Origin of the sequence: Streptomyces sp. NBC_00654 (genome assembly GCF_026341775.1) — a bacterium.
Classification (GTDB): Bacteria; Actinomycetota; Actinomycetes; order Streptomycetales; family Streptomycetaceae; genus Streptomyces.
The window spans coordinates 2,710,381-2,728,744 of sequence record NZ_JAPEOB010000001.1 but is presented as its reverse complement, the minus strand read 5'-3'; the positions used below and the strand labels follow the sequence as shown (position 1 = coordinate 2,728,744).

Annotated in this window: 13 protein-coding genes; 12 read left to right on the top strand and 1 reads right to left on the bottom strand. The window is 71.7% G+C overall.

Going from position 1 to position 18,364, the window contains the following annotated elements; genetic code table 11:
• Positions 1–29 precede the first annotated feature (29 nt).
• Both OHA98_RS11690 and OHA98_RS11685 read left to right on the top strand, forming a co-directional pair.
• The gene (locus OHA98_RS11690) at positions 30–1,019 is read left to right on the top strand and encodes a DUF4349 domain-containing protein (RefSeq protein WP_266924939.1); all 990 of its coding nucleotides are present in this window, start codon (positions 30–32) and stop codon (positions 1,017–1,019) included.
• A 43-nt stretch (positions 1,020–1,062) separates the two neighbouring features.
• Entirely contained in the window at positions 1,063–2,445 is a 1,383-nt protein-coding gene (locus OHA98_RS11685) for an FAD-dependent oxidoreductase (protein WP_266924937.1), read from the top strand.
• Between the two features lie 30 nt (positions 2,446–2,475).
• Here the strand turns inward: OHA98_RS11685 and hemE are convergent, their stop codons facing one another.
• Positions 2,476–3,549 carry a uroporphyrinogen decarboxylase gene (gene hemE, locus OHA98_RS11680; protein ID WP_266924935.1) on the bottom strand — a complete coding sequence of 358 codons (1,074 nt, stop codon included), beginning with the start codon at positions 3,547–3,549 and terminating at the stop codon, positions 2,476–2,478.
• A gap of 92 nt (positions 3,550–3,641) precedes the next feature.
• On the opposite strand from hemE, the gene OHA98_RS11675 reads away from it, so the two are divergent.
• From OHA98_RS11675 to OHA98_RS11630, 10 genes are all read left to right on the top strand, one after another.
• Positions 3,642–4,301, top strand: a complete 660-nt coding sequence (locus OHA98_RS11675; protein ID WP_266924934.1) for a DUF3000 domain-containing protein — start codon at positions 3,642–3,644, stop codon at positions 4,299–4,301.
• 208 nt (positions 4,302–4,509) lie between these two features.
• A complete protein-coding gene (locus OHA98_RS11670) occupies positions 4,510–5,172 on the top strand; it encodes a response regulator transcription factor (RefSeq protein ID WP_266924933.1) in 663 nt (220 codons plus the stop codon).
• Between the two features lie 115 nt (positions 5,173–5,287).
• Positions 5,288–6,562: a ribonuclease D gene (locus OHA98_RS11665; protein ID WP_266924931.1), complete on the top strand. Its 1,275-nt coding sequence runs from the start codon at positions 5,288–5,290 to the stop codon at positions 6,560–6,562.
• Positions 6,563–6,992: 430 nt separating this feature from the next.
• Entirely contained in the window at positions 6,993–8,222 is a 1,230-nt protein-coding gene (locus tag OHA98_RS11660) for an acetyl-CoA C-acyltransferase (protein ID WP_266924930.1), read from the top strand.
• The gene (locus OHA98_RS11655; RefSeq protein WP_266924928.1) at positions 8,219–10,348 is read left to right on the top strand and encodes a 3-hydroxyacyl-CoA dehydrogenase NAD-binding domain-containing protein; all 2,130 of its coding nucleotides are present in this window, start codon (positions 8,219–8,221) and stop codon (positions 10,346–10,348) included. The genes OHA98_RS11660 and OHA98_RS11655 overlap by 4 nt, the downstream gene beginning before the upstream one ends.
• Before the next feature lie 306 nt (positions 10,349–10,654).
• Positions 10,655–12,469 carry a stealth family protein gene (locus OHA98_RS11650; protein WP_266924926.1) on the top strand — a complete coding sequence of 605 codons (1,815 nt, stop codon included), beginning with the start codon at positions 10,655–10,657 and terminating at the stop codon, positions 12,467–12,469.
• Between the two features lie 9 nt (positions 12,470–12,478).
• On the top strand, positions 12,479–13,606 hold the full coding sequence (locus tag OHA98_RS11645; RefSeq protein WP_266924924.1) for a DegT/DnrJ/EryC1/StrS aminotransferase family protein: 1,128 nt from the start codon (positions 12,479–12,481) through the stop codon (positions 13,604–13,606).
• On the top strand, positions 13,603–14,625 hold the full coding sequence (locus tag OHA98_RS11640; RefSeq protein ID WP_266924922.1) for a Gfo/Idh/MocA family protein: 1,023 nt from the start codon (positions 13,603–13,605) through the stop codon (positions 14,623–14,625). The genes OHA98_RS11645 and OHA98_RS11640 overlap by 4 nt, the downstream gene beginning before the upstream one ends.
• Positions 14,626–14,721: 96 nt before the next feature.
• On the top strand, positions 14,722–16,359 hold the full coding sequence (locus tag OHA98_RS11635; protein WP_266924920.1) for a stealth family protein: 1,638 nt from the start codon (positions 14,722–14,724) through the stop codon (positions 16,357–16,359).
• A complete protein-coding gene (locus tag OHA98_RS11630) occupies positions 16,356–18,338 on the top strand; it encodes a glycosyltransferase (RefSeq protein WP_266924918.1) in 1,983 nt (660 codons plus the stop codon). Before OHA98_RS11635 ends, OHA98_RS11630 begins: the two co-directional genes overlap by 4 nt.
• The last annotated feature ends 26 nt before the right edge of the window (positions 18,339–18,364 follow it).

Genomic DNA, 18,364 nt, shown 5'->3' with positions numbered 1-18,364 from the left:
CACTGGCCAACGTCCTGGGGGGACCCGTCATGAACAACACGAACAGCACCGCCCGTCCACGCGCCCGCGGTTCCCGCGCGGCCCTCGCCACCGGGGCGCTGCTCGCCCTCCTCGCCGTCGGGGGCTGCGGCGCGGGCGACAGCTCCTCCGACAGCAGCGCGGCAGGGCTGAACGCAGCGGCCGGGGACAACAAGCCCGCCGGGGAGCGGGCCGGGGCCGGTGGGGCGGCGGACGGCGCGAAGTCCGACGACGGGGCCTCCGCGGCTCCGAAGGCGAGGGCCTCGGGCACCCATGTGATCCGTACGGCGACCCTGTCCGTCGAGGTCGAGAGCGTGCCGAAGGCCGTGGCCGCCGCCCGCGGTGCCACGGAGGACAGCGGCGGCCTGGTGGCGAACGAGACCACCGAGCGGGTGGACGACACGCATGAGATGTCGCACCTCGTACTGCGCGTCCCGCAGGACCGGTACCAGGCGGTCCTGCGGGAACTCGCCGGGTCCGGGAAGCTGCTGTCCCGCTCGTCGAACGCGAAGGACGTCACCGACCAGGTGGTCGACGTGGAGAGCCGGATCGCCACGCAGCGGGCGAGCGTGGCGCGGGTGCGGGAGCTGATGGACCAGGCCGAAAAGCTGAGCGACGTGGTCACGCTGGAGGGCGAGTTGAGCACCCGTCAGGCCGCGCTGGAGTCGATGCTCGCCCAGCAGGCGAGTCTCAGGGACCGCACCTCGCTGGCGACGATCACCCTGGACCTCAGCGAGCCGGAGGGGCCTGCCGGGAAGGCGGACGACGACGGGCCCGGGTTCCTGGACGCGCTGGGCGGCGGCTGGGACGCGTTCGTGACGATGCTCCGGTGGATCGCGATGGCGATCGGTGCGGCGGCCCCGTTCCTGGCCGTCGCCGCGGTGCTGCTGCTGGTGTGGCGGCGGGTGCGCGCCCTCCGGGCCCGCCGGGCCGCGCCGGCGGGCCCGGCGGAGCCCGTACCGGCCCCGGCGCCGGAGACGGAGTCCGCACCGGCTCCCTGAGCGCCGTAGCGTGGGGTCCCGGACACGGCGAAGGGGACCCGGCATGGCAGCGGCGCGACTGGTGGTCATCGGCGGCGACGCGGCGGGCATGTCCGCCGCGTCGCAGGCCCGCAGGCTCAAGGGGCCGGACGAACTGGACATCGTCGCCTTCGAGCGCGGCCACTTCTCCTCGTACTCCGCCTGCGGCATCCCGTACTGGGTCGGCGGCGACGTCGAGCGGCGCGACGACCTGATCGCCCGCACCCCCCAGGAGCACCGGGAGCGCGACATCGATCTGCGGATGCGCACCGAGGTGACGGAGATCGATGTGGCCGGGCGGCGGGTACGCGCGCTGGACCGGGAGAGCGGCGAGACGTACTGGACGGGCTACGACAAGCTGGTGATCGCCACCGGGGCCCGTCCGGTGCGCCCGGCGCTGCCCGGTATGGACGCGGCAGGGGTGCACGGGGTGCAGACCCTGGACGACGGCCAGGCGCTCCTGGACTCCCTGGACCGGGCCACCGGGCGGCGCGCGGTCGTCGTCGGCGCGGGGTACATCGGCGTCGAGATGGCGGAGGCGATGCTGAACCGGGGCTTCGAGGTGACGGTGCTCAACCGCGGCGAGCAGCCGATGGCGACGCTCGACCCGGACATGGGCGCGCTCGTCCATGAGGCGATGGACGGTCTGGGCATCACGACGGTCAACGGCGCGGCGGTCACCGGGATCCTCACGGGTCCGGACGGCCGGGTGAACGCGGTGGAGACGGACGCGCGGACCTACCCGGCGGATGTGGTGGTGCTCGGCATCGGCGTCGAGCCGGAGACCGCGCTGGCCGGGGCGGCGGGCCTGCCGCTCGGCCCGCACGGCGGGCTGCTGACGGATCTGTCGATGCGGGTCGTGGGTCACGACGACATCTGGGCGGGCGGCGACTGCGTGGAGGTCCTGGACCTGGTGGCGGGCCGCACCCGGCACATCGCACTGGGCACCCACGCCAACAAGCACGGCCAGATCATCGGGTCCAACGCGGGCGGCGGTTACGGCACGTTCCCGGGCGTGGTCGGTACGGCGGTGAGCAAGGTCTGCGACCTGGAGATCGCCAGGACCGGGCTGCGCGAGAAGGACGCGCGGGCGGTGGGGCTGCGGTACGTCACGGCGACGATCGAGTCGACGGGCCGGGCGGGCTACTACCCGGGGGCCAGGCCGATGACCGTGAAGATGCTCGCGGAGTACCGCACGGGCCGGCTGCTCGGCGTGCAGATCGTGGGCCGGGACGGGGCGGCCAAGCGGGTGGACATCGCGGCGGTGGCGCTGACGGCCGGGATGACGGTCGATCAGATGACCACGCTCGACCTGGGGTACGCGCCGCCGTTCTCCCCGGTCTGGGACCCGGTCCTGGTGGCGGCCCGCAAGGCGAGCACGGCGGTCCGCAGGGCCGGGACCGGCTGAGGGGTCCCGGCCTCGCGCGCTCCGGTACGCCTACCGGGCGGTCCGCGTGTGCACGTACTCCACGAGACGGGTCAGCGCGTCCGGGTCCATCGTCGGCATCACACCGTGGCCCAGGTTGAAGATGTGGCCCTCCAGCCCGGCGGCCGCGTCCAGCACCTCCTGGGTCTTCTCCTCGACCGCGGCGGTCGGCGCGAACAGCACCGCCGGGTCGAGGTTGCCCTGGAGCGCCTTGCCCGGACCGACGCGGCGCGCGGCCTCGTCCAGCGGGACGCGCCAGTCGACGCCGACGACGTCCGCGCCCGCCTCGCCCATCAGGCCGAGCAGTTCGCCGGTGCCGACACCGAAGTGGATGCGCGGGACCCCGTGCCCGGCGACGGCGTCGAACACCTTCGCGGAGGCGGGCAGCACCGAGCGGCGGTAGTCGGCGGGGGCCAGGGCGCCCACCCAGGAGTCGAAGAGCTGGACGGCGGAGGCACCGGCCCGGATCTGGACGTCCAGGAAGGCGCCGGTGATCTCCGCGAGGCGGTCCAGCAGGTCGGCCCAGAGCTGCGGGTCGCCGTACATCATGGCCTTGGTGCGCTCGTGGTTGCGGGACGGGCCGCCCTCCACGAGGTAGCTGGCGAGCGTGAACGGTGCCCCGGCGAAGCCGATGAGCGGGGTGCCGCCCAGCTCGGCGGTGAGCATCCCGATGGCCTCGGTGACGTACGGGACGTCCTCGGGGGTGAGGTCGCGCAGCCGGGCGAGGTCGGCCCGGGTGCGGATCGGCTCGGCGATGACCGGGCCGACGCCGGGCTTGATGTCGAGGTCGATCCCGATGGCCTTGAGCGGTACGACGATGTCGCTGAAGTAGATCGCGGCGTCGACCTTGTGACGGCGCACCGGCTGCAGCGTGATCTCGGCGACCAGCTCCGGCATCATGCAGGAGTCGAGCATCGCGATGCCCTCACGGGCCTTCAGGTACTCCGGCAGCGAGCGTCCCGCCTGCCGCATGAACCAGACCGGGGTGTGCGGCACGGGCTCGCGCCGGCACGCCTTGAGGAACGCCGACCCGTGGGTGGCGGAGGTCGTCGTCTGCTGGCCCGAAGGGCGGTCGTTGGCACTCACACACAGAATCTTCGCACGCACGCGGAAGGAGCCGGGCCCCGCACGGGTGTCCCTCCCTGCGCCGGGCTCCGGTTCCGCCTACTCTTCCCCGCATGGCTCCGGCTCAGGGACAATTTTCCGATCATTCCGATGGCGCTGACAGCAAGGACGGTGCGGAGGGGAGTTCCGTGCCGCCCGCGTTCCGGTCGGCTGTGGACGGGCTGCGCTCCGCGCGGCTGCGCCCAGAACTGGAGGTGGAGCCGACCCGGCCGCCCCAGCGGCTGGCCCCGCACGCGTACGCGCTGGAGGCGGCGGTCGTCGACGGCGAGGACGACCTGGCCGACGGCCGCCTCGTGCTGCTGCACGATCCGGCGGGGCACGACGCCTGGCAGGGCACGTTCCGCCTGGTGACGCTCGTGCGCGCGGAGCTGGAGCCGGAGATGGCGGCCGATCCGCTGCTGCCCGAGGTGTGCTGGTCCTGGCTGACGGGTGCGCTCGACGCGCGGGGTCTTTCGTACGGGGAGGCCGGGGGGACCGTGACGCGAGCCGGCTCGCACTACTTCGGTGCGCTGTCCACGCGCCGCCCCGCGACGCAGATCGAGATCCGCGCCTCGTGGACCCCGCGCGAGGGCCGCGGCGGAGTGCCGGACGCGGCGGCGCATCTGATGGCGTGGGGTGATCTCCTCTGTCAGATCGCGGGCCTGCCGCCCTCGGGTCCGACGGACGCCTCGGTGGTGACGCTGCCGCAGCGGCGCGGACCCCAGGTTCCGTGACGCTCCGTCACTCGGCTCGCACATGCACCGGCTCTCTTTTCGTACAATCGATCGCATGTCCTATTTGCCCGAATTGTTACTCACCAAATCGTGATCTTCCTCTAAAGGAGGACGGGTCTGCTGCCGAAGAGGTCAATGACCCTTCAAGCACGGTTCGCCCCGGCTTCATCCCCGAGCCGGCCCGTCCCGCCACTCCCCAGGAGGCCTGGTGTCCGTTCTCCTAGAGCAGCCCGCAAGCCTGGTCGCCTACCGCCCGACCAAGCCGACGGCCATGGTCGTCGTGGCCGACCCGCGCGTCCGTTCCACCGTCACCCGCCATCTGTGGGCACTCGGAGTTCGTGACGTCATCGAGGCGTCGTCCATCGCGGAGGCACGCCCCCGCGTCGGCAACCCGCGCGACATCTGCATTGCCGACGTCCACCTGCCCGACGGTTCCGGGCTGACCCTGCTCTCCGAGACCCGTGCCGCAGGCTGGCCCAACGGTCTCGCCCTCTCCGCCGCCGATGACATCGGTGCCGTTCGCAACGCCCTCGCGGGCGGCGTGAAGGGCTACGTCGTCACCGGGACGCGGACCAACATCGGCCACCCCACCCGCCCCGGCGTCGCCCCGATCGGCGCCAATGCCGCCCGTATGCACCGCAGGCCCCCCGGTTCCCCGAGCCACCCGGGCGGCTACCGCGAACTGTCCGGCCGTGAGGTGGAGGTGCTCCGCCTGGTCGCCGAGGGCCAGTCCAACAAGGCCATCGGCGTCTCGATGGGCCTCTCCGCCCTCACCGTCAAGTCCCACCTCGCCCGCATCGCCCGCAAGCTCGGCACCGGAGACCGCGCAGGAATGGTCGCCGTCGCCCTGCGAACGGGCATCATCCACTGACCCGCCCCGCGCCGGGACGTGCGCGGATGCGCCCCCGGCTGGAATACGTGCATCGGCACCCGTCGACGGAAGGTTCCGTCGACGGGTGCCGTGCTTGCACGGATACCCTTGACAGGTGACCGACGCCCAAGAGACCGCAGCAGACACTTCACTGCGAACCACCGGGGGCGCCCCCCCGGACGACGTCGCCCCGGCGCCGATCCCCTTGCTCGAACCGCGCGAGGGCATTCCCCCGGTGGTGGCGTCCGACGACGACCTCGCGGAGGTGGTCGCGGCCTTCGCCGCGGGCACCGGCCCCGTGGCCGTCGACGCCGAGCGCGCCTCCGGCTACCGCTACGGCCAGCGCGCCTACCTCGTACAGCTCCGCCGGACCGGCGCGGGCAGCGCACTGATCGACCCGGTCGGCTGCCCGGACCTGTCGGGCCTGGGCGAGGCCCTCGCCGACAGCGAGTGGATCCTGCACGCCGCCACCCAGGACCTGCCCTGCCTGCGCGAAATAGGCATGATCCCCACCGGGCTCTTCGACACCGAGCTCGCCGGACGCCTCGCGGGCTTCCCCCGTGTGGGGCTGGGCGCCATGGTCGAGAACGTGCTGGGCTACGCACTGGAGAAGGGCCACTCCGCGGTCGACTGGTCCACCCGTCCACTGCCCGACCCCTGGCTGCGCTACGCCGCGCTCGACGTCGAGCTGCTGATCGATCTGCGCGACGCCCTGGAGGAGGAGCTGGACCGGCAGGGCAAGCTGGAGTGGGCCCGGGAGGAGTTCGACGCGATCGCCTCGGCGCCGCCCGCGCCCCCGCGCAAGGACCCCTGGCGCCGCACCTCGGGCATGCACAAGGTCCGCCGCCGCCGTCAGATGGCGGTGGTGCGGGAGCTGTGGAACACCCGTGACCAGGTCGCACAGCGCCGTGACATCTCACCCGGCAAGGTGCTCGGCGACGGTGCGATCGTGGAGGCGGCCCTCGCGCTGCCGGTCAATGTGCAGGCGCTCACCGCGCTGCCCGGATTCGGCCACCGCATGGGCCGGCGCCAGCTGGAGCAGTGGCAGGCGGCCGTGGACCGGGCGAAGGCGCTGCCGGACGCCGAGCTCCCGCAGCCCGGCCAGCAGCTCGCCGGACCGCCGCCGCCGCGCTCCTGGGCGGAGAAGGACCCGGCGGCCGCGGCCCGGCTCTCGGCGGCCCGCGCGGCGGTGTCGGAGCTGGCCGAGCGGCTGCACATGCCCCAGGAGAATCTGATCACCCCGGACACCGTGCGCCGGGTGTGCTGGGAGCCTCCCAGGATTCACACCCCGGGCGCCGTCGAGGACGCGCTCGCCGGGTACGGGGCACGGCACTGGCAGATCGAACAGGTCGGCCCGGTCCTGCTCCGGGCGCTCGACGCCACCGGCTGATCGCCCGCCCCCGCACCACCGCACGCACCACCGCGCCCCCCGGCCCTCGGCCGGGGGGCGCTTCCGTACGGCGATTCCCGGTCGGCCAGGACGGGAACGGGGCCGGTCCGGTCACCGGAACGGACACCGCCGACGCCGCTGAGCACGGATCCGCGCGCCGAATGCCCGTCGAGGAGGGGCGAAATCACGCCAGGTTGCGCCACCCTGCCGCGCGGGCCCCTCGGAGCGCCCGTGACCCCTCGCGAAGGCCCGGCCGGGCCTTCGTGGACGCCCCCGGCACCCCGTGGCCGCCCGTGCGCCGGTGTGACCTTCGACGCTCCGGCCAGGAGGGGTGGGCAGTCTGGTTACCCACAAGTAGCATGATGGCAGGCGGCGCGCCCGTGGGTGCGCCCCGCAGCAGTGCCATCCCGCACCCTGGAGGAGAGCCATCGTGCCTCGCACCATCCGGGACGTCGTCTTCGTCGACGGCGTCCGCACCCCGTTCGGCAAAGCGGGCCCGAAGGGCATCTACCACGAGACCCGCGCCGACGATCTCGTCGTGAAGGCCATCCGGGAGCTGCTGCGCCGCAACCCGGACCTGGACCCCGCCAGGATCGACGAGGTCGCCATCGCGGCGACCACGCAGATCGGCGACCAGGGCCTGACGCTGGGCCGGACCGCCGGAATCCTGGCCGGTCTGCCGCAGTCCGTCCCCGGCTACTCGATCGACCGCATGTGCGCGGGCGCCCTGACCGCCGTCACCTCGACGGCCGGCTCCATCGCCTTCGGCGCGTACGACGTCGTCGTCGCCGGTGGTGTCGAGCACATGGGCCGCCACCCGATGGGCGAGGGCGTGGACCCGAACCCGCGCTTCGTATCGGAGAAGCTGGTCGACGAGTCCGCCCTGTTCATGGGCATGACCGCGGAGAACCTGCACGACCGGTACCCCACGATCACCAAGCGGCGCGCCGACGAGTACGCGGTGCGTTCGCAGGAGAAGGCCGCCAAGGCGTACGCCAACGGCAAGATCCAGCAGGACCTGGTGCCGGTCTCCGTGCGCCGCACCAACGCCGAGGCCGGGGAGACGGGCTGGGGCCTGGTCACCGCCGACGAGCCGATGCGTCCGGGCACCTCGATGGAGTCGCTGGCCGGTCTGAAGACCCCGTTCCGCGCCCATGGCCGGGTGACGGCCGGTAACGCCGCCGGGCTCAACGACGGCGCCACCGCCTCGCTGATCGCCGCCGAGGACGTCGCCCGCGAGCTGGGCCTCCCGGTCAGGATGCGCCTCGTGTCCTACGCCTTCGCGGGTGTGGAGCCGGAGGTCATGGGCTACGGCCCGATCCCGGCGACCGAGAAGGCGCTGGCCAAGGCCGGTCTGTCGATCGACGACATCGGTCTGTTCGAGATCAACGAGGCGTTCGCCGTGCAGGTGCTCGCCTTCCTGGAGCACTACGGCATCGCCGACGACGACGCGCGGGTCAACCAGTACGGCGGCGCCATCGCCTACGGTCACCCGCTGGCCTCCTCGGGTGTGCGTCTGATGACGCAGCTGGCCCGCCAGTTCGAGGAGCAGCCGGAGGTCCGCTACGGCCTGACCACGATGTGCGTCGGCTTCGGCATGGGCGCCACGGTCGTCTGGGAGAACCCGAACTTCGAGAACGCAGCCGGAGGCAGCAAGTGAGCTCCACCACCGAGCTTCTGAAGGGTGCGGCCGAGCTGTTCCCCGGTGAGGTCGTCACGCAGGCGCACGTACGCCACTTCGACCTTCCCGCGGGCGCGGGCAGGTTCGCGCTGATCACGCTGGACAACGGCCTGGACCACACCAAGCCGACCACCTTCGGACCGCAGTCGCTGGCGAACCTGAACACCGCCATCGACCAGGTCGAGAAGGAGGCCGCCGAGGGCGCGGTCACCGGTATCGGCATCACCGGCAAGCCGTTCATCTTCGCCGTCGGCGCCGACCTCAAGGGTGTCGAGCTGCTCGGCCGCCACGAGGACGCGCTGGCCATCGGCAAGGGCGGTCACGACGTCTTCCGCCGCCTCTCCTCGCTCGCGGTCCCGACGTTCGCGTACTACAACGGCGCGGCGATGGGCGGCGGTGTCGAGGTCGGTCTGCACTGCTCGTACCGCACCGTCTCCAAGGCGCTCCCGGCCTTCTCGCTGCCCGAGGTCTTCCTCGGGCTGGTGCCCGGCTGGGGCGGCTGCGCGCTGCTGCCGAACCTGATCGGCGCCGACCGCGCGGTCTCGGTGATCATCGAGAACTCGCTGAACCAGAACCGTCAGCTCAAGGGCAAGCAGGTCTTCGAGCTCGGGATCGCCGACGCGCTCTTCGAGGGCGCGGACTTCCTGGAGCAGTCGCTGATCTGGACCGCGGACGTGCTCAACGGCACGGTCACGGTGGAGCGCCCCGACGTCGACCGCGGGGAGGCCTGGGACCAGGCCGTGGCCCGCGGCAAGGCGATCGCCGACTCCAAGGTGCACGGTGCGGCCCCGGCCGCGTACCGCGCGCTGGAGATCATCGCCGCGGCCAAGGACGGCGACCTGGGCGCGGGCTTCGACGCCGAGGACCGGGCCCTCGCGGACCTGATCATGGGCGGCGAGCTGCGCTCCGGGATCTACGCCTTCAACCTGGTCCAGAAGCGCGCCAAGCGCCCGGCCGGGGCCCCTGACAAGTCGCTGGCCCGCCCGGTCACCAAGGTCGGCGTCGTGGGCGCGGGGCTGATGGCCTCGCAGCTCGCCCTGCTGTTCCTGCGCCGGCTGGAGGTGCCGGTCGTCCTCACGGACATCGACCAGGCGCGCGTCGACAAGGGTGTGGGCTATGTCCACGCCGAGATCGACAAGCTGCTCGGCAAGGGCCGTGTCAACCAGGACAAGGCCAACCGCCTCAAGGGCCTGGTCTCCGGTGTGCTGGACAAGGCCGAGGGCTTCGCCGACGCCGACTTCATCATCGAGGCCGTCTTCGAGGAGATCGGTGTCAAGCAGCAGGTGTTCGCGGAGGTCGAGGCGGTCGCCCCGGCGCACGCGATCCTCGCCACCAACACCTCCTCGCTGTCGGTGACCGAGATGGCGTCGAAGCTGAAGCACCCCGAGCGGGTCGTCGGCTTCCACTTCTTCAACCCGGTCGCGATCCTCCCGCTGCTGGAGATCGTCCGCGGTGAGCGGACGGACGACGCCGCACTGGCCACGGCGTTCGGTGTGGCCCGCAAGCTGAAGAAGACCGCGGTCCTGGTGAAGGACGCCCCGGCGTTCGTCGTCAACCGCATCCTCACCCGCTTCATGGGCGAGATCCAGAACGTCATCGACGAGGGCACCCCGGTCGAGGTCGCCGAGAAGGCCGTCGAGCCGCTCGGTCTGCCGATGTCCCCGCTGGTGCTCCTGGAGCTGGTCGGCCCGGCCATCGGTCTGCATGTCTCCGAGACCTTGAACCGCGCCTTCCCGGACCGCTTCACCGTCTCCGAGAACCTGGCGGCCGTGGTCGAGGCGGGCAAGCGGGGCTTCTACGTGTACGACTCCGGCAAGCCGGAGCTGGACCCCGAGGTCGCCGCACTCCTGAAGCAGGGCGATGTGGTCCTGTCCGAGGAGCAGACCCGTGACCGTGTCCTGGACGCGGTGGCGCAGGAGATCGGCCTGATGCTGGACGAGGGCGTCGTCGCCGAGGCCCAGGACATCGACCTGTGCCTGATCACCGGCGCGGGCTGGCCCTTCCACCTGGGCGGCATCACGCCGTACCTGGACCGGGCGGGCGTCTCGGAGCGGGTGAACGGCAAGAAGTTCCTGCCGCAGGGTGTGGCGAGCGTTCCGGCGTAACACCTGGCACACCTTCACCAAAGACACACACGCATGACCGCAGCGGGCCGTACGAGTCACTCGTACGGCCCGCTTTCGTTGACGAAAAGTCCGAAACGTAGCCGGATCGGAATCTTTTCCTTGCAGTCTCAACCTTATTTTCTTGTTAATCTTCACCCCTGCGACACGTTTGTTTCACTCGGCCGTACCGAACGGTGGACGCTCCACCCCCACAATCCGCCGGACCGGGCAAACCCGCGCGTCGCCGTCACAGGTACTGGTTGCTCGCCGAGAGGCCGAGCGGGGGAAGCACGAGGTAGTCGAGCGATGGGCAATCCCGAGACGTCCACCCTCGTACGCCTCTACCGGCGCGCCCTCCCCCACGTACTGAGACAACGGCTCGTCAGGATCTTCCCCGCGAACGGCCGGCTGCTCCTCCAGCACGGCCTCGCGGGTCTGGGCAGTGCCTGGCGCGGTCTGCGCAAGCAGCTGGGCCTGCGGTTCAGCAGGCGTCTGCGCCGGGAAGCGCGGCGGCCCGGGGTACGGCTGGTCTGGTCCGGACGCAAGGTCCGCGCCGCCGAGATCACCGAAGGCCTCACCCCCTCCGTCGCCCGTGCCACCAACCTCCTGCGCGTCTGCGACGTACTGGAGCGGCACGGCATCCCGCACTTCTGCGTGCGGGGCAACTCCGTCACGATGACCGCCGTCGCGGTCCCCGCGAGCGAGCGCGGCCGGGCCGAACGGGCGCTGCGGGTGAGCGCGCTCGCCGAGGGCGCCCTGCTCGCGGGCGGCCCTGCGGGCGGCCGGCCGCTGCGCGCGGATCACCGGGGCTCCTGGTCCCAGCTCGATGAAGAAACGGTTCTGCGCATCTGGTGGCTGCTCACCGACCCCCAGGGGCGGTGGACGCTGGGCCCCAATCACGCCTGTGCGATCGAGTTCTGGGCCGAGCAGGACGGGCTGCTGATCGCCCCCGTCCCCAACCTCACCGCCACCGCCGTGGTCGCCGCCGAGAGCCCCGTACAGGTCCCGGTCAGCCACTTCACCGGCCCGGTCAGCGGCGCGGTGGACGCCCCGCCGCAGGTGGCCACCCGGTCGGAGTTCACGCTCTCCCTGCCGGACGAGGTCACCTTCCCGGTGGACGCCGTCTACACCTGGGTCGACGGGGCCGATCCCGAGTGGATCCGCCGCCGCGCCACCGCGCTGGGCCGGACCGACTACCACGAGCAGGCCATCAGCGCGGCCCGCTTCACCAGCCGCGACGAGCTGCGCTACTCCCTGCGCTCGCTCCACCAGTTCGCGCCCTGGCTGCGCACCGTCTACCTGGTCACGGACGGGCAGACGCCGGCCTGGCTGAACAGCGACCACCCCGGCATCAAGGTCGTCCACCACCGCGACATCTTCACCGACGCCTCGGCGCTGCCGACCTTCAACTCGCACGCCATCGAGAGCCAGCTGCACCACATCCCCGGGCTCTCCGACCACTTCCTGTACTTCAACGACGACGTCTTCCTCGGCCGCAGCGTCACGCCGGGCGAGTTCTTCCACGCCAACGGGCTCTCGAAGTACTTCCCCTCGAACGCGCTGGTCCCGATGACCCCGTCCTCGCCGCAGGACCCCCCGTCCGAGGTCGCCGCGAAGAACAACCGCGTCGTCATCGCCGGGACCTTCGACCGGGTCCTCACCAGGAAGATGAAGCACGTGCCGCACTCGCTGCGCCGCGACATCCTCCAGGAGATCGAGGAGCGCTACGCGGCCGAGCACCTGCAGACGCAGCACTCGCAGTTCCGCAGCCCCGGCGATCTGTCGATCACCTCCTCGCTGCACCACTACTACGGGCAGCAGACCAGCCGTTCGGTGACCGGCAAGATCCGCTACACGTATCTGGACCTGGCCGCGCCCAACACCGGGCGGCATCTCAACCGGCTGCTCGCCCAGCGCGACTACCACACCTTCTGCATCAACGACACGGTCGACGACCCCGATACGGCGGAAGCCCGCACGTCGATGCTCAGGACTTTCCTGGAGAGCTACTTCCCCGTACCCAGCCCCTACGAGAGATCCGGACCGGACTCCCCGCCGCCTCCCGCGAACCGGCAGCCGGCGCAGCGGTCCGAGCAGCACCCAGCACCCCGACCTTTGTGAAGTGGAACGATGACTAATGACCAGCGCATGATCCGCGCAGCAGCTCCGGTGATCGGAGAGGACGAGATCGAGGCCGCCGTGCGCGTACTGCGCGGCGGTATGGTCGCGCAGGGCCCCGAGGTCGCCGCCTTCGAGGAGGAGTTCTCGAGGTTCGTCGACGGCCGGCACTGCGTCGCCGTCAATTCCGGCACCAGTGCGCTGCATCTGTCGCTGATGGCGCTGGGCATCGGCCCCGGCGACGAAGTGATCGTTCCCTCCTTCACCTTCGCGGCCACCGCCAACGCGGTCCGCCTCGTCGGCGCGACCCCGGTCTTCGCGGACATCGAGCGCGACAGCTTCTGCCTCTCCCCGCAGGCCGCCGAGGCCGCGATCACCCCGCGCACCGCGGCGATCATGCCCGTACACCTCTACGGGCACCCGGCCGCGATGGGCCCGCTCACCGCGCTGGCCGAGCGGCACGGTCTCGCGATCGTCGAGGACGCGGCACAGGCCCACGCCGCCTCGCTGGACGGCACCCCGGTGGGCGCGTTCGGCGCGGCCGCCTGCTTCAGCTTCTACCCGACCAAGAACATGCACAGCCTTGAGGGCGGCATGATCACCACGGGCGACGCGGCCCTCGCGCGGACCCTGCGCCTGCTGCGCAACCAGGGCATGGAGCAGCGGTACGCCAACGAGATCGTCGGCTTCAACGTCCGGATGACCGATGTCGCCGCCGCGATCGGCCGCGTGCAGCTGCGCAGTCTGGACACCTGGACGCGGCAGCGCCGCGCGAACGCGGCAGCGCTCGACGCCGGGCTGCGCGGGGTCGTCACCCCGCCGGTGGCACCGGGCGCGGAGCACGTCTACCACCAGTACACGATCCGGGTCGACGACCGGAGCGGCAAGGACCGCGACACGGTCTCCCGCGAGCTGCTGGAGCGGGGCGTCGGCAATGCCGTGTACTACCCCACTCCGGTGCACCGCCTGACACCGTTCCGGACGGGCGAGAAGGTGCTCGGCTACGCCGTCGGTGAGCTGCCCGAGACCGAGCGGGCCGCCGCGGAGGCGCTGTCCATCCCGGTGCACCCGATGCTCACGCCGCAGGAGCTGGACCGCCTGACGGCCACCGTCAACGAGGTCATGGAGGCCCGCGTATGAGCACCCCGAAGCCGCTGCGGGCCGGACTGATCGGCCTCGGCTCGATGGGCCGCAACCACGCCCGCGTCCTGCACGGCCTGGACGGCGTCGAACTCGTCGCCGCGGCGGACCCGGTGGCCGGCCCGGACAGCGCCCCCGCGGGCGTGCCCGTGGTGCGGTCGGTCGCCGAACTCGCCGCCGAGGGCATCGACTACGCGGTCGTCGCCTGCCCCACGGCCCTGCACGAGGAGGTCGCGCTCGACCTGGCCGAACGGGGCATCCACGCCCTCATCGAGAAGCCGATCGCCCCTTCGGTGGAGTCCGCCGAGCGGATCACCCGTGCCTTCGGCGAGCGCGGCCTGGTGGCCGGTGTCGGTCACATCGAGCGCTTCAACCCCGCGCTGCGCGAGTTGCGCACCCGGCTGGACCTCGGTGAACTCGGCGATGTCCACCAGGTGGTGACGCGCCGTCAGGGACCCTTCCCGGCCCGGATCGCCGATGTCGGCGTGGTGTACGACCTGGCCACGCACGACATCGACCTGACCGCCTGGCTCACCAGCAGCCGTTACGAGTCGGTGAGTGCGGCGACCGTGTCGCGCAGCGGCCGGCCGCACGAGGACATGGTGGCCTTCGTCGGGCATCTGTCGGGCGGGGCCGTCACCAGCCACCTCGTCAACTGGCTGTCCCCGCTCAAGGAGCGCGTCACCATCGTGACGGGAGAGCACGGCTGCTTCGTGGCGGACACCCTCACCGCCGACCTGTGGTTCTACGCCAACGGCTCGCAGCCCACCGAGTGGGAGGGGCTGCGGCAGTTCCGGGGCGTCTCCGAGGGCGATGTGACACGGTACGCGATCGTCAAGCGCGAGCCGCTGCTCGTCGAGCACGAGACCTTCCGCGACGCGGTGCTCGGCAAGGAGGCCGACATCGTGACGCTGGAGCAGGCCACCGGGACCGTCGCGGTGGCCGAGGCCGTGCTCGCGGCCGCCGCGAACCGGACCGCGATCGACCTGACGTCCGGCCTGCCACTGGCCTCCGTCTGACCCCGTCCGGTGCCCGGGGCCCCGCCCGGCAGGGGCCCCGGGCCCGACGGAGTCGTTCCGGCGTCTTGAGGACGCACTGATGTACTGGAGTATTCGGTGATCCACCCGATCAATGCCACGGTCGACCGTCAGCAGCGTCCGCTGCCGCCGGGCCTGCACGAGGTTCCCGTGGGCATGCACCGCCGGCTGGCGCACGTGCAGCCCGGTCTCACGCCGCTGGCGGTGCGCGCGCAGCATCTGTCACTGGTGTCCACGGCGCTGACCCAGGCCGGCGTCGAGCACTTCGTGGTGCCCGGGACCGAGGACACCTCGTCCGCGATCGGTGTCCGGGACGTCCACCGGGGCCGCGTCGCCCAGACGCTGCGTTCGCTGTTCGGCCGGAGCCCCGGGTACATCCAGCGCAAGGTGCCCGTCCAGCGCACCGGCGAACTGCTCCACCTCGGCGCCCGCGAGGCGTCCTGGCAGGGGCTGGAGACCGTCGACGTACTGCGCGCCATCTGGTTCCAGGCCGATCCGTCGGGCGACCTCGTGTACGGCACCGAGTACGGCTGCGACATCGAGTTCTGGCGGGAGGAGGAGGGGCGGCTGCTGCCGCCGCGGATCAACCGGGGCGCGAGCTTCCTCCCGGTGCAGGGTGACATGACACTCGTCTCGCCGCACCGCTTCTCCCGGCTGGCGCCGCCGGAGCCGGACCTCCCCCAGAAGCAGCGCCGCTGGGGCCGGAAGCCGGAACGGACCGGGCTGCCGACCCGCCAGGAGTTCGTCTGCACCGGCGCCGACGAGATCACGTTCCCCATCGATGTCGTCTACACCTGGGTGGACAGCGACGACCCCGCCTGGCAGCGCCGCCGTGCCGAGGCGTCCGGCGACGTGTTCCACGAGGAGTCGGCGAGCGCCGGGCGCTACATCAACCGCGACGAGCTGCTCTACTCGATGCGCTCGCTGCACATGTACGCCCCCTGGGTGCGGCACATCTTCCTGGTCACCGACGACCAGGTCCCGCACTGGCTCGACGCGGACGCCGAGGGCATCACGGTGGTCTCGCACCGGGAGATCTTCCGCGAGACCAGCCGGCTGCCGGTCTTCAACTCCCATGCCATCAGCGCCCAGTTGCACCGGGTCCCGGGGCTGTCGGAGCACTTCATCCACTTCAACGACGATGTGTTCGTCGGCAGGCCGATCACCCCGCACGAGTTCTTCCTGCCGAACGGGGCCTCGAAGTACTACCCGGACAGCGTCCGCATCCCCATGGGCGCGGTCCAGCCGGAGGACCTGCCGCACGAGGTGGCCCGCAAGAACGTGCGGGCCCTGCTGGAGGACCGCTTCGGCCGCACCATCATCGACGCGATGAAGCACACCCCCGTACCGCTGCGGCGCAGTGTGCTGGAGGAGATGGAGCGCGAGTTCGCCGAGGTGTTCCGGGCGACCGCCGCCGCGCGTTTCCGCAGCCGGACCGATATCGACGTCGGCACCTGCATGTATCCGTACTACTCCTACTTCACGGGGCGCGGGGTGCCCGACACCATTCCGTACGCCTATCTCCATCTCTCGATGGTGCAGCTCTCCAAGAAACTGGACCGGCTGCTCAAACGGCGTGACGCGGCGGTCTTCTGCGTGAACGACTCCTTCACCACCGAGGACGATGTGGCCGATCAGGAAGCGCTGATCCATCCCTTCTTCGAGGCGTACTTTCCGCTTCCGAGTCCGTACGAGAAGTCCGCGGCCCCGCGATGAAGATCGAATTCCTGGTTCAGAACGCGTATGCCGCCGACGGCGCCACCCGCGCCGTGCTCAATCTCGCGGGAGCGCTCGCCGATACCCACGAGGTCCGGGTCGTCTCGGTGTTCCGCTGGCTCGACCGGCCCGCCATCGCGCCCGCCCACGGGGTGCGGATCGTCTCGCTGCTCGATCTGCGCGAGGGCCGTCGTCCGGACAAGCAGGATGTCCGCCGGCTCACGCCGTCCCGGGTCATTCCGCGTACCCAGGAGATGTCCTGGCGCTACAGCGAGCTGACGGACGACAAGGCCGAGGAGTACCTGCGGGCGAGCCAGGCCCAGGTGGTGGTCGGCACCAGCCTCGAACTGGCCGCCTATGTCTCGCGCTGGGCACGTCCCCGGGCGCTCCGCCTGGGCCAGCTGCACCAGTTGAGCACCGTGCTGTCCCCGCAGGAACAGAGCCGCGCGTGGGCGGGGCTGGGGCGGCTCGACGCGGTCGTGGTGCCCAGTGCCGCCGAGGCCCGGGAGGTCACCCGGGCGGGGCTGCCGGGCGATGTCGCGGTCCACGCCCATCCCGACTGTGTGCCCGACCCCCGGGTGCGGCCCGCCGACGGGCACTCCCGGGTGGTGATGGCGGCCGGGCGTCTCGTTCCGGAGAAGCGCTACGACGTGCTCATCCAGGCGTTCGCACGGGTCGTGGAACACCACCCGGACTGGCAGCTGCGGATCTTCGGGACCGGTCCGGAGTACGGCCAGCTCCGCGGACTGGTCGCCGAACTCGACCTGTACAACCATGTGTTCCTGATGATGGAGGAGCCCCGGCTGGAGGCCCGGTGGGCCGCCGCCGCCATCGCCGCGGGGACGTCGGACCGGGAGTCCTTCGGCCTGTCACTGGCCGAGGCCATGCGCTGCGGGCTGCCCGTCGTCTCCACCGCCTGTCCGGGCGGGCCGCCGGAGATCGTCCGGGACGGGATCAACGGCCTGCTCACGCCGGTGGACGATGTCGACGCCTTCGCCGCCGCGCTGCTCCGCCTGGTCGAGGACGGACCGGCACGCCTCGCGATGGGGCGTCAGGCCCGCGAGGACGCCCGCGCGTTCGGCCCGGAGGTCTCGGCGGGACGGTTCGAGGGCGTCATCCGCACGGCCCGCCGCCACCGCCGGGAGGGCCGCCCCGCCGCCGAGGTGACCGTCTCGTGCGAGGTGGCGCGGAACGGGACGGTCGTCCTGCGTCTGGCCGGCGTACGGGAGGGCCGCGAGGACCTCGAACTGGTGCTGCGCAAGCGGAAGGCGGCGCGCGGCGAACAGCCCGTCAGGCTGCCGCTGCTGCCCGCCGAGGGTCTCGGGCCGCATCTGTACGAGGCGTTCGTCCCACCGGACCCGGAGGTGCTGGCGGAGGGACGCTGGGATGTGCATCTGGACACCGGGGAGGGCAGGCCCGCGAAGGTGCGGCCGGGCTCCCTGGACCTGCGCGGCCTCGGCCCGGTGGCCACCGGGCCCGCGTACACCGTGGTGCAGCTGCCCTACGCGTCCGAGAGCGGCCATCTCGTGCTGCGGACCTGGACCCGCGACCGGCATGCCGAGGCGACCGAGGTGTGGGCCGACCAGGGGGTCATGCATCTGCGCGGGCTGCTCTACGGCTCCGACTTCGGCGAGGCGGAGCCGCTGTTGCTGATGCGCAGGCGTGGTGTGGAGGAGCCGGGGTTCTGGCTGCCCGGTCTCTCCTCGGGCGGCGCCGACTTCTCCTTCTCGCTGCCCGCGTCCGATCTGGCCGAGCAGCTGGTGGGCCGGCACGAGCTGTGGGACCTGTGGGTGGGCCGGCGTCACGACCCGGTCGTGGCGCGGCTGGGCCGCTTCCTGACGGACGTGGTGGACGTGAAGAGCGTGTTCGCCTACCCCAACATCGTGGTGCCCACCGGCGAGGGGCAGCCGGTCATGGTGAAGCCGTACTACACGGCCGGGACCGAGCTGTCGGTCCGGGTGTCCGAGAAGGCCGAGTAGCGGCGGAGCGTGGACATGACGGGGAC